General features: G+C 53.7%; 14 protein-coding genes. 4 read left to right on the top strand and 10 right to left on the bottom strand.

Annotated elements, in window-relative coordinates; genetic code table 11:
- Position 1 precedes the first annotated feature (1 nt).
- The 10 genes from moaE to ACIGG6_RS14220 form a co-directional block, all read right to left on the bottom strand.
- On the bottom strand, positions 2-478 hold the full coding sequence (gene moaE / locus ACIGG6_RS14265) for a molybdopterin synthase catalytic subunit MoaE (protein WP_074210515.1): 477 nt from the start codon (positions 476-478) through the stop codon (positions 2-4).
- A 3-nt stretch (positions 479-481) separates the two neighbouring features.
- Positions 482-1,282 (bottom strand): cyclic pyranopterin monophosphate synthase MoaC, encoded by an 801-nt coding sequence (gene moaC, locus ACIGG6_RS14260; RefSeq protein WP_062360390.1) that lies wholly within the window; start codon positions 1,280-1,282, stop codon positions 482-484.
- Between the two features lie 18 nt (positions 1,283-1,300).
- Positions 1,301-1,849, bottom strand: coding sequence for a molybdopterin-guanine dinucleotide biosynthesis protein B (mobB, locus tag ACIGG6_RS14255; protein WP_399845261.1), 549 nt, complete (start codon positions 1,847-1,849; stop codon positions 1,301-1,303).
- Between the two features lie 22 nt (positions 1,850-1,871).
- Positions 1,872-3,101 (bottom strand): uracil-xanthine permease family protein, encoded by a 1,230-nt coding sequence (locus ACIGG6_RS14250; RefSeq protein WP_399845260.1) that lies wholly within the window; start codon positions 3,099-3,101, stop codon positions 1,872-1,874.
- Positions 3,102-3,189: 88 nt separating this feature from the next.
- Positions 3,190-3,819, bottom strand: a complete 630-nt coding sequence (upp, locus tag ACIGG6_RS14245; protein WP_044628300.1) for a uracil phosphoribosyltransferase — start codon at positions 3,817-3,819, stop codon at positions 3,190-3,192.
- A gap of 97 nt (positions 3,820-3,916) precedes the next feature.
- On the bottom strand, positions 3,917-4,600 hold the full coding sequence (gene ung, locus ACIGG6_RS14240) for a uracil-DNA glycosylase (protein ID WP_399845258.1): 684 nt from the start codon (positions 4,598-4,600) through the stop codon (positions 3,917-3,919).
- 1 nt (position 4,601) lies between these two features.
- The gene (gene gpt, locus ACIGG6_RS14235) at positions 4,602-5,081 is read right to left on the bottom strand and encodes a xanthine phosphoribosyltransferase (RefSeq protein ID WP_044628302.1); all 480 of its coding nucleotides are present in this window, start codon (positions 5,079-5,081) and stop codon (positions 4,602-4,604) included.
- A 6-nt stretch (positions 5,082-5,087) separates the two neighbouring features.
- Positions 5,088-5,633, bottom strand: coding sequence for an adenine phosphoribosyltransferase (locus ACIGG6_RS14230; RefSeq protein WP_044628303.1), 546 nt, complete (start codon positions 5,631-5,633; stop codon positions 5,088-5,090).
- Positions 5,634-5,667: 34 nt separating this feature from the next.
- On the bottom strand, positions 5,668-6,966 hold the full coding sequence (locus ACIGG6_RS14225; RefSeq protein WP_399845255.1) for an NCS2 family permease: 1,299 nt from the start codon (positions 6,964-6,966) through the stop codon (positions 5,668-5,670).
- A gap of 197 nt (positions 6,967-7,163) precedes the next feature.
- Positions 7,164-7,790, bottom strand: coding sequence for a riboflavin synthase subunit alpha (locus ACIGG6_RS14220; protein WP_399845252.1), 627 nt, complete (start codon positions 7,788-7,790; stop codon positions 7,164-7,166).
- A gap of 461 nt (positions 7,791-8,251) precedes the next feature.
- Between ACIGG6_RS14220 and ACIGG6_RS14215 the strand changes: the two genes are divergently transcribed.
- The 4 genes from ACIGG6_RS14215 to ACIGG6_RS14200 all read left to right on the top strand — a co-directional run bounded on the left by ACIGG6_RS14215 (position 8,252) and on the right by ACIGG6_RS14200 (position 11,401).
- Positions 8,252-9,295, top strand: a complete 1,044-nt coding sequence (locus ACIGG6_RS14215; RefSeq protein ID WP_253506098.1) for a methionine ABC transporter ATP-binding protein — start codon at positions 8,252-8,254, stop codon at positions 9,293-9,295.
- Positions 9,276-9,929: a methionine ABC transporter permease gene (locus tag ACIGG6_RS14210; RefSeq protein ID WP_399845250.1), complete on the top strand. Its 654-nt coding sequence runs from the start codon at positions 9,276-9,278 to the stop codon at positions 9,927-9,929. The genes ACIGG6_RS14215 and ACIGG6_RS14210 overlap by 20 nt, the downstream gene beginning before the upstream one ends.
- A gap of 113 nt (positions 9,930-10,042) precedes the next feature.
- The gene (locus ACIGG6_RS14205; protein ID WP_399845249.1) at positions 10,043-10,837 is read left to right on the top strand and encodes a MetQ/NlpA family ABC transporter substrate-binding protein; all 795 of its coding nucleotides are present in this window, start codon (positions 10,043-10,045) and stop codon (positions 10,835-10,837) included.
- Positions 10,838-10,930: 93 nt separating this feature from the next.
- Positions 10,931-11,401, top strand: a complete 471-nt coding sequence (locus tag ACIGG6_RS14200; RefSeq protein WP_399845247.1) for a GAF domain-containing protein — start codon at positions 10,931-10,933, stop codon at positions 11,399-11,401.
- The last annotated feature ends 2 nt before the right edge of the window (positions 11,402-11,403 follow it).

The following is an 11,403-nucleotide window of genomic DNA, read 5'->3' as shown; positions in this document are numbered from 1 at the left end:
GTTACCAGCGTTCAGCATCCTGCTGATCGGTGTGGCGCTCTTTAACCCAGTACGCCCCCTGCTTGGAGTGCTCTTTCTTCCAAAACGGCGCCTGGGTTTTTAAATAATCCATAATGAAATCGCAGGCCTCAAACGCATCGCGGCGGTGCGCGCTTGCCACCAGCACTCTAACGATAGGGTCGCCCGGGGATAAGTCGCCCACCCGATGAATAACGCGCACCGCCTGCAGCGCCCAGCGCTGCCAGGCTTGCTCAGCAATTTGCGTTAAGGTGCGCTCGGTCATTCCTGGATAGTGCTCAAGGGTTAACCCCGTTACGTCGGGCGTCTCGTTAAAATCTCGCACTAACCCGGTGAACGTCACAATCGCACCAATGTCGGTGCGCTGGCGCAGCGCGCTCTCATAGCCGTACGCCATTGAAAACGGAGCGGACTGCACTTCTACCGCGATATCTGGCAATGTCGGCTCGCTAACAGACACGGCTTAGCCTCCCGTTACCGGTGGAAAAAAGGCCACTTCGTCATCATCAGTGATACGAGCGCTATCATTTGCCATCACTTGGTTAATGGCACATAGAGTGCGCTGATCAGCCAGCACAGAAAAGCGTGCATCCTGGGCGCTAAGCGCAGCTTTTAGCCCGGCCACATCGCGGCTTGGCAGCTTATCAAGCCCAATGGCCAGATCGCTCTCACCGACCCGCTCACGCAGCTCTGCCAAAAACTTGACGCGCACACAGGGCGAGGCACAGCGCTCACCTAAGCTTACCTCTCCCACTGCGCCTTCACCGGTGACAATGGGCGTGACCATCTCACGCTCCCGCTGATAGTCACCACGCAATCCGCCTCGCTTGCTGTCGAGCTGCACAGCTTCAATGCGCATCTCTTTATCAACGGCTTTACACATATCGTAAAGCGTCAGGCAGGCAACCGAAACGGCCGTCAACGCTTCCATCTCGACGCCCGTGCGCCCATTCAAGCGACACATGGCCGATACATTCACCCAGCCATTTGCATGGTCAATATCGAAATCCACCGCTACTTTGGAGAGCGCCAGCGAGTGGCAGAGCGGAATCAGTTCATGAGTTCGCTTCGCTGCTTGAATACCCGCAATACGCGCTGTTGCGAGTACATCCCCTTTGGGCAGCGCCCCATCGCTTAATAGCTGCAGAGTATTGGGCTGCATCACGATTCGCCCAGAGGCAACAGCCTCACGACGGGTCTCGCGCTTATCGCCGACATCAACCATATTCGCTTCGCCGTGCGCGTTTAGGTGGGTTAACTGCATGGTGTCACCTTTTCATCATCAAGCCAGAGTGCGGCGTTGTTGGTCGGCCCACTCACTTACCCAGCGAGCAATTTCTTCACAATTATTTAAATCCAAGCGAGCCACCGATGGCCTAAGAGCCACCGGCGGCTCAGCAGTAAGCGCAGCCGCCTGCGCCCACTCATCGCTTAAAATAGCCGGATCGCCAATCCCTTCCCGGTAAAGCACCAGCTTGGGAATAGGCCATGCCTTGAAGCCTTCAACGATCACTAAATCAGGGTGATGCGGCGCCATTAGGGTAAGCAAATAGGCTAAATCAGGCTCCTCCTGCCCTGGCGTTTCCTGCATCAGTGCAAAACGTTGGCGCGATGCAATCAGCATAGGGGTGGCCCCGGCGCTACGCAGCTTGTAGCTGTCTTTACCCGGCTGGTCCACATCAAACTGGTGGTGGGCATGTTTAATCACCGCTACCGAAAGGCCCTTTTCGCGCAGTAGAGGTAACAGCTGCTCTAGCAGCGTGGTTTTACCGGTCCCACTCCAGGCTGCCACCCCTAATACGGGAAACGAGCATCGTAGGGCATCACTCATAAGTCACCATTCGCGCCACGGGTTACTCATCCTCTTTTTCTGCGGGCAATAACCAGTTTAACGCAATGCCTACCAAAGCGGCTAAGCTAACGCCCTGCAAAGTGAATTGCCCGCCACCAAACTGCATACCACCGATACCAAACACCAAAATAAGTGACACCACCACTAGGTTACGCGCCGCAGTAAGCGACTGACCTGCGCGCACCAGGGTATTCATCCCCACTACGGCAATAGAGCCGAATAGCAGCGTCATAATCCCACCCATGACCGGCCCAGGAATTGTCTGCAGCAGCGCCCCCAATTTGCCAACAAAGGCAAGGATGATGGCAATAATGGCAGCCACAATCATATATTTTGGATTGAATGCCTTGGTTAGCGTCACAGCACCGGTAACTTCTGAATAGGTCGTGTTAGGCGGCCCACCGAACAGGGCTGCTGCCGTCGTTGCCAAGCCATCGCCCAGTAACGTGCGGTGCAAGCCAGGTTTTTCAAGATAGTTTTTACGTGTCACCGAGCCAATCGCCACCATATCGCCAATATGCTCAACGGCGGGAGCGATGGCCACTGGAATCATAAACAGGATGGCCGCCCAGTGAAAACTCGGCGCGGTAAAGTTGGGGATAGAGAGCCAAGCCGCTTCACGCACCGGAGTAAAATCAACCACCCCCATAATCAGCGCCAACGCATACCCCGTTGCAATGCCGCCTATAATCGGCACTAAACGCAGCAGCCCACGGCCAAACACCGCGAGCAATAAGGTTACTAACAGACTGGCCATGGAGAGAAAAATAGCTTGCCCATAGCTAATATTATCGCTGGTTTCACCGGTTGCCATACTGACCGCGACTGGCGCTAGCGCTAAACCGATCACCATAATCACTGGGCCCACCACGACAGCAGGCAGCAAACGATGCAACCAGGCGGTGCCCTTCAAGCGCACCGCCTGGGAAATGGCAACATAGACAAGGCCCGCGGCCATCAGGCCACCCAGCGTGGCAGAAACGCCAAAACTGGCGATTGAGCCTTGAATAGGAGCAATAAATGCAAAGGAAGAAGCTAGAAACACCGGCACCGTTTGTTTGGTCACGCTATGAAACACCAGCGTGCCAATCCCGGCGGTAAAGAGCGCCACGCTGGGGTCTAGCCCGGTTAATAGCGGAACCAACACAAGCGCACCAAAGGCCACGAACAGCATTTGCGCGCCGGTAAGCAGCATTTTAGGCCACGACTCTTGACCAGCACTGTTTGTCATCACACCACTCCTGGGGGTCGGTTATTAGTAACGGAGGCAAAAAAATGCCCCCAACGCAAAGCGTAAGGGGCCTTTTGAGGCGGAGCGCTTAACGCGTTCCGAAAATCTTATCGCCGGCATCTCCCAAACCGGGGACGATGTAGCCATTCTCATCGAGTCGGTCATCTACCGACGCGGTGTAAATCTCTACATCAGGATAAGCATCTTGCACCCGTTTAATCCCTTCAGGGGCAGCAACTAAGACAATCACTTTCATATGTTCACAGCCACGCTCACGCAGCATATCCAACGTGGCCACCATCGAACCACCAGTCGCCAGCATCGGATCAATCACAATCGCCATGCGCTCTTCGATGTCGTTGGCGAATTTAGCGAAGTAAGGTACCGGTTGAAGCGTCTCTTCATCCCGGTAAAGACCAACAACGCTTACCCGTGCGCTAGGGATTAAATCCGTTACGCCCTCCAACATGCCTAGCCCGGCACGCAGGATCGGCACGATAGTGACTTTCTTACCTTTCAAACGACGGGTCGCAATGGGCTCGCCGTTCCAACCTTGAATCTCATGGTCTTCCAGCTCCAGACCTTTGGTTGCTTCATAGGTCAAAAGCTTAGCCACTTCACCTGCCAGTTCACGAAAGCTCTTAGTGCTCAAATCAGCTTCGCGCATCAATCCCAGCTTATGTTGAACAAGCGGATGGTTAATGGCGTAGACACTCATGGGACTTCCTCACTGCAGGGGATTCAGGATGGCGACCTAGGTCGCATCGACATGCTTACAAAATTGCGCGCCATTCTACCCGCAACTGACCATCAGGTTAAGGGGTTTCGGGCAATTGCCACTCAATTGGCGTCCGCCCTTGCTCCTGCAAGAATTGATTCGCCCGCGAAAAGTGGTGATTACCAAAGAAACCACGGTGCGCCGACAGGGGCGACGGGTGTGGTGACTCAAGTACCAAATGGCGAGAGGTATCGATGAGCGCTTTTTTCTGGCGAGCATGGCTACCCCACAGCAAAAAAACGCAGGGCTCTGCATGCTGACTCACGGTTTCAATCGCTCGGTCAGTAAAATGCTCCCAACCTTTACCACGATGCGACGCGGCGTTGCCCTGCTCAACGGTAAGCGCTGTGTTCAGCAGCAGCACCCCCTGCTTCGCCCACGACTCTAAAAAGCCATGACGCACTGGGGTAAAACCGACATCGCTTGCCAACTCTTTGTAGATATTGACCAGCGACGGCGGCACTTGCACGCCCGGCTGTACCGAAAAACAGAGCCCATGGGCCTGATTAGGCCCGTGGTAAGGATCCTGCCCTAGAATTACCACTTTCACCGAGGAGAACGGCGTTAATTCAAAGGCGCGAAACCAGTTTGAGGAGTGAGGGTAGATCACTTTCTTAGCCGCTTTCTCTGCGGCCAAAAATGCTTTCAGGGCGGACATATAGTCAGCCTGAAAATCCTGCCCCAGCCACTGGCTCCAGTCTTCAGGTAGCGGGTTAGCCATATTACTTCTTCATTTGGTCAGCGAGAGGCTCTACGTAGGCAATGCCCATATCCCAAGGGAACTGAATCCAGCACTGCTGAGCCACTTCGGTCAGGTATTGATCCACCAAAGGGCGACCCTCTGGCTTAGCGTAAATCGTGACAAAGTGCGCTTTTGGGAGCATTTCGCGTACGGCGCGTGCAGTTTTTCCCGTATCGACGAGGTCATCAACCAGCAGCCAGCCGTCACCGTCGTGATCCACCCCTTTCATAATATCCAGACCACCTTGATCCATATGGTCGTAACTTTTGATGCACACGGTATCAATCAAACGGATATTCAGTTCGCGAGCAATCAGCGCAGCCGGAATCAAGCCGCCGCGAGTAATCGCCACAATGCCCTTAAAATCACGTTCGATTAAAAGATGGCAAAGTTGGCGCACGTCGCGGTGAATTTGGTCCCAAGAGACGGTGAAATGTTGATGGTAGCGTTCGCTGCTCATGGGGAGTTACTCGTCTTCGTTAAAGGAACAGACCGCGAATACGCTATAGCCCGCATCGCGAATTTTCTGAGAACCACCCAGCTCAGGTAGATCAATGATAGTGGCTGTTTCCACCACCTGCCCACCGCAGCGCTGAATCAAATTCGCGGCTGCCAGCATCGTGCCACCAGTGGCAATCAAGTCGTCCATTAACAGGATCCGGTCGCCTTCCTGGAACGCATCAGCATGCAGCTCTACTTCTGAATGGCCATACTCCAGCGTGTAGGTTTCGCTGATGGTTTTAAACGGAAGCTTGCCTTTTTTGCGCACCGGCACAAAGCTGCAGCCCAACTCATACGCCAGCGGCGCACCGATAATAAAGCCACGGGCGTCAATGGCCGCGATGGCATCCAAGTTCATTTCCTGGTAGCGGTGCACGAAGCTATCAATCAGCTTACGAAAGGCAGCGCTGTTCTGCAGCAGTGGGGTAATGTCACGAAAGTTCACCCCCTGCTCTGGCCAGTCAGGAACCGTGCGAATAACGGACTTAATGTAATCGCCGTAGATGCTCATCGCGTCTCTCATTGATTAGTCAAAGGTCGGGTAATTAACCCAGGAATAAAAATTTCGCCGCAAATAGCAGCGCCAGTACAACCACCGCCGGGTTCAGATCTTCAAAACGGCCCGACAGCGTCTTAATCGCCACATAGCTGATAAAGCCCAGCGCGATGCCTTCGGCAATAGAGAAGGTCAGCGGCATGGCCAGAGCAGCAATGAGTACCGGAGCAGCATCGGTGGGATCTTCCCAATTCGCATGTGCAAGACTACCCGCCATCAGTACCGCTACATACAGTAGCGCACCCGCCGTTGCATAAGCCGGAATAGAACCTGCCAGCGGCGCGAAAAATAGGCTGATCAAGAACAGTACGCCCACCACAACGGCCGTTAAGCCAGTACGCCCACCAGATACAATACCTGCGGTTGATTCGATATAGCTGGTCGTGGTGGAGGTACCCAGCGCGGCGCCAGCCATCGAAGCGGTACTATCTGCCATCATGGCACGACCAATACGCGGCAGCTTGCCGTCTTCATCCAATAGTTTGCCACGGTGAGCAACACCTACCAGCGTACCGGACGTATCAAACAGATCGACAAACAAAAAAGCGAAGATAACGCTGAGCATGGCTACATCTAGCGCGCCCACCAGATCCATCGCCATGAACGTCGGTGCAATCGAAGGAGGCATCGACATAATGCCACCGTACTGATTGTGACCCAGCACCATGGCCAGCACGGTGACACCAATAATGCCGATCATAACGGCGCCAGTAACACGCAGGTAAGCCAACGCGGTAATCACGAAGAAGCCCAGCAGCGCGTAAAGCGGCGCAGGCTCTGATAGGTCACCAAGGGCAACAAAGGTTGCCGGGTTTGCCACGACAATACCGGCATTCTTCAGTGCAATCATTGCCAGGAAAAGGCCGATACCCGCCGCGATGCCCAAACGTAAAGAGAGCGGAATAGAATTAATGATCCATTCGCGAATTTTAAAAATACTCAGCAGGAAAAAGGTCAAACCGGAGAAGAAGACGGCCCCTAACGCCGCTTCCCAGGTGTAGCCCATACCCAGCACCACGCCGTAGGTAAAGAAGGCATTCAACCCCATACCCGGCGCTTGAGCGATCGGATAATTGGCCCATAGGCCCATCACGAAACAGCCAATCGCCGCGGCCAAACAGGTGGCTACGAACACAGCGCCGTAATCCATTCCCGCTTCCGAGAGAATGCTTGGGTTAACGAAGATGATATACGCCATGGTAAGAAACGTTGTAATCCCGGCGATCACTTCCGTTTTTACATTGGTCTTCTGCTCTGTGAGCTTGAAGTAGTTGTCCAGTGATTTCATTTAGTTTTTATCCTTCGCGCTTACGCTGAATGCGTCCCTTGATGCGAGAAAAGCCGCACATACTACCGAAAGGCACCACGCGATGCGAGCACCTCAAGTGCGGCTGGCTAAGTTGAGGAGAAGCCTCATACCTAATTTATTAGCAAACTTCAGGCCATGAGCTAACCGATTGGTCAACAAAGAGCCAAGATTTTCCACTATTGGCGGCTCGCCAGAACCCGCTCCACCGTCTCAACAATCACTTGAGTCTGCGGGTCAATTTCAATATTGACCCAGTCATTCATCAAACGGCTATCTAACATCGTGCGTGACAATGTTTCAGGGATGAGATTAACACTGAACTCCACCCCTACCCCATCGGCAGATGGGCGTACATCGCCAACGGTGAGGCTGATACCGTCGACGCCAATATAGCCTTTTTCAAACACAAACTTGGCCGCTTTATCAGGCAACGCAAACCAGAGCCGACGGTTATTAGGAGCTTCTTCAATAGCCACTACCTTCGCCATACAAATAATGTGGCCTGACATGGAGTGCCCGCCAATTTCATCCCCAAAACGAGCTGCGCGCTCTATATTGACGCATTGGCCTGGCGTAATTGCACCAAGATTGGTCAATCTCAGCGTTTCGCGCATCAGGTCAAAGCTAACGCGCTCACCATCTATCGCCGTTACCGTCAGGCAAACGCCGTTATGTGCCACTGATGCACCAATCTCTAACCCGCTACGCATACTCTCTGGCAGAGCAACCACATGAGTGCGGAACTCCTCTAGTTCATGCACCTCAACGACCTCTGCGATACCTTGAACAATGCCAGTAAACATTGGCCCTTCCTTTCAATCTCAGGTTAGTAGGATGGCGTAGACCATAAAAACTCGCGCAAGCTTACTACTAATGACCCAACCTTGTGCAGCCAGTGGTTAGCAGACGCTTATTGATCATGGCTTTTTTGCTGTTAGCAAGCAGTTCAATCACCCCAAAACAGCAACAAAAACCAAAAATTATCAATTAAAAAGAAAATAAACCTTTATATTAACTTAAAAACATGAAATAGAACGGATTTAATTGACAACCCATTCGCCACTCTTTAGACTTTCGCCGCAAATGTAATGACGCCGATTTGTACCCAGATTGCGGGCGTCCACCTGGCCTTTGGCGGGGTGAAGTGCAGCTAAAAGGGTGTGTCCAGCGTTGATGGCCACCCGCAAGGGTGGCCTTTTTTTGTTCCCCGCCCTACGCTTGCCCCCTCGCACTCCGTCTTCGGCCTACCATTAAGGCAGACGCTATGATTGAACTTAGCAACGTTAGTAAAACCTATGGCAGCGGCGACAGCGCCGTCCATGCTCTTCAGAATGTTAATTTAACGATTCCCAAAGGCACGATACACGGCGTGATTGGTCTGTCCGGTGCGGGCAAATCGACGCTCATTCGCTGCGTCAATCTGCTAGAACGCCCCACTAGCGGTAGCGTTTTGGTGGATGGTCAAGAAATGACCGGTCTACGCCGTCGTGAGCTCAACCATGCTCGCCATCGTATTGGTATGATTTTTCAGCACTTTAACCTGCTCACCACGCGGACCGTGTTTGATAATGTCGCCCTTCCCCTGGAGCTGATGGGCGAAAAGCGCAGCGCTATCAAAAATCGTGTTTTACCGCTATTGGAGATGGTGGGCTTAGCCGATAAAGCGAAGCAGTACCCTGCCCAGCTTTCCGGCGGCCAAAAACAGCGCGTGGCCATTGCCCGCGCCCTGGCCAGCAAGCCCAACGTGCTGCTATGCGACGAAGCGACTTCAGCCCTCGACCCGCAAACGACCAGTTCAATCCTTGAACTCCTCAGGGATATCAACCATCAGTTGGGGATTACCATTCTGCTGATTACCCACGAAATGGAAGTGGTGAAATCGATTTGCCATCGGGTAAGCCTGATCTCTGACGGCAAGCTGGTAGAAGACGCGGAAGTCGGCGACTTCTTTACTGCGCCAGCCACCCAGCTTGGCCGCGACTTTTTGAACGACTTTCTACAGCTCAGTCCTCCCAAAGAGCTTTTGGAACGCCTGGAAGAGAGCCCCAGCGAACATACACATCCGGTGGTGCGGCTGACTTTCTCAGGCGATGCTGTCTCCACGCCGCTCATTTCTCGCTTGGCGCGTGAGTGCAGCGTCGATGTCAGCATTTTGCAGGCCAAAGTCGAGTCCATTCAGGACCGCACGCTTGGCCTAATGATTGCCGAATTACTGGGCAGCCATGAGCAAACCCAGCAAGCCATGTCCTATTTAGAAGCGCATCAACTACAGGTGGAGGTACTCGGCCATGTCCAGCGCAATGTTTGATCTTATTTTACAGGCCACGCTGGATACCCTTTATATGGTGGCAGTGTCCGGCGTCATCGCTACACTGCTTGGCCTGCCGCTGGGCGTAATGCTTTATGTCACCCGCCCGCGGCAAATTCTGGCGATGCCGGTGCTTAACCAAGTGTTGGGTATCATTACCAATATTGGCCGCTCAATTCCCTTCATCATTTTGATGGTGGCCATCATCCCCTTCACCCGCATGCTGGTAGGTACGTCTATCGGCATCAACGCCGCCTCCGTACCGCTGACCATTGCGGCAATTCCGTTTGTGGCTCGCCTCATTGAAGGCGCGCTCAACGAGATTTCTCCAGGGTTAATTGAATCGGCACAATCCATGGGTGCGACGCCTTGGCAAATTATTACCAAGGTACTGATTCCCGAAGCTCGCGGCGGCATTACTACTGGCCTCACCATTACGCTCGTCACTCTGGTGAGCTACTCAGCCATGGCAGGCGCAGTAGGCGGCGGCGGCCTTGGCGACCTTGGCATTCGCTATGGCTACAACCGCTTCAACCCAACCATCATGCTAATCACTGTGGTGATTCTAGTGGTGCTGGTACAAGGATTCCAAAGCCTAGGCGACTATTTAGTGCGCAAAAGCGACCGTAAATAGTCATAGCCAGCGCCTTTCATCGACATAGCTAAATATAACAAAAACGCATTAGACTTGCGTTTCTTATTCCCTCATCATTGCACCACGATGCATAACGACACTGGAGTAACGCCATGCAAAAAGTCATTATCGGCAGCCTGACCGCGCTTGCACTTGCCATCAACGTTGCCAATGCGGAAACCCGTACCATTAAAATGGGCACCGTAGCTGGTCCTGAAACCGAAGTGATGGAAGTCGCCGCTCGCATTGCCAAAGAAGAGTACGACCTGAACGTCGAAATCATCGAGTTCACTGACTACGTAACGCCGAATGCCGCACTGGCCGATGGCAGCCTGGATGCCAACGCCTACCAGCACGAGCCCTACATGCAGGCGATGGTGAATGACCGCGGCTACGACTTTGCCATTGCCGGTTACACCTTCGTGTATCCCATCGGCGCTTACTCTGAAAAGTACGACAGCATTGATGAGCTGCCGGACGGCGCGCAAATCGCGCTGCCGAACGACCCTTCTAACGAAGGCCGTGCGCTGATTCTGATGCACAATGAAGGCCTGATCACCCTGAACGATCCGACCTTCCTGGAAGCGACGCCGATTGATATCGCCGAAAACCCGCGCGACTTCCGCTTCCGCGAAATCGAAGCCGCCCAGCTTCCCCGCGTCCTTCCCGACGTGGACATGGCTTTCATCAACAACACCTTTGCCCAGCCGGCCGGCTTAAGCCTTGACGACGCGCTGATCAAAGAAGGCCCAGAGTCTCCTTATGTGAACCTGATTGCCGTGCGCGGTGGCGATGAAGAGCGTGAAGAGATTCGCCAACTGGTAGACGCCTACCAGCGTGACGAAGTCATTGAAAAAGCCGAAGAGCTGTTCAAAGGCGCAGCGGTACCGGGCTGGATTGAAGAGTAATCTTCCCCACCGCTCGTTCAAGCACGATCTTAAGCTAGTACTATCAGGCCAGCCGAGAGGCTGGCCTGATGCGTTTTCACCAAAGGAGAGGGTATGTCGACCACCGATTACACGCTGTTAAACCGCCAGTTAGAGGCTCTGCTGGATACCCGCGACTGGCTAACCAATAGCGCTCAAACCTGCGCGTTTATTCAGCAGGAGCTCAGCGAGCTGAACTGGATCGGTTTTTATCTTCAGCGCGAAGCGCAGGTGCTCTGCCTGGGCCCTTTCCAGGGCAAGCCTGCCTGCCACCCCATCCCGTTTAGCAAAGGGGTATGTGGCGCAGCAGCACGCGAGCAAGCCACCCAAAGGGTCGACGATGTGCACGCCCTTGCAGACCACATCGCCTGCGATGCAAACTCGAACTCTGAACTGGTGATTCCTATCGTGACAGATGGCTTTGTCTGGGGTGTTCTGGATATCGACAGCCCGCAACATGCGCGCTTTAGTCAAGAAGACCAAGCCGGCATCGAGGCACTGGTTGCTACATTCATGCGCCAGACAGACCTGCCCCACTTTCTTTGATT

The sequence above is a fragment of the Vreelandella lionensis genome (assembly GCF_044543515.1).
GTDB classification, from domain to species: Bacteria; Pseudomonadota; Gammaproteobacteria; order Pseudomonadales; family Halomonadaceae; genus Vreelandella; species Vreelandella lionensis.
Note: the sequence above shows the minus strand (reverse complement) of the source record. Positions and strands in the feature narration are given on the sequence as shown.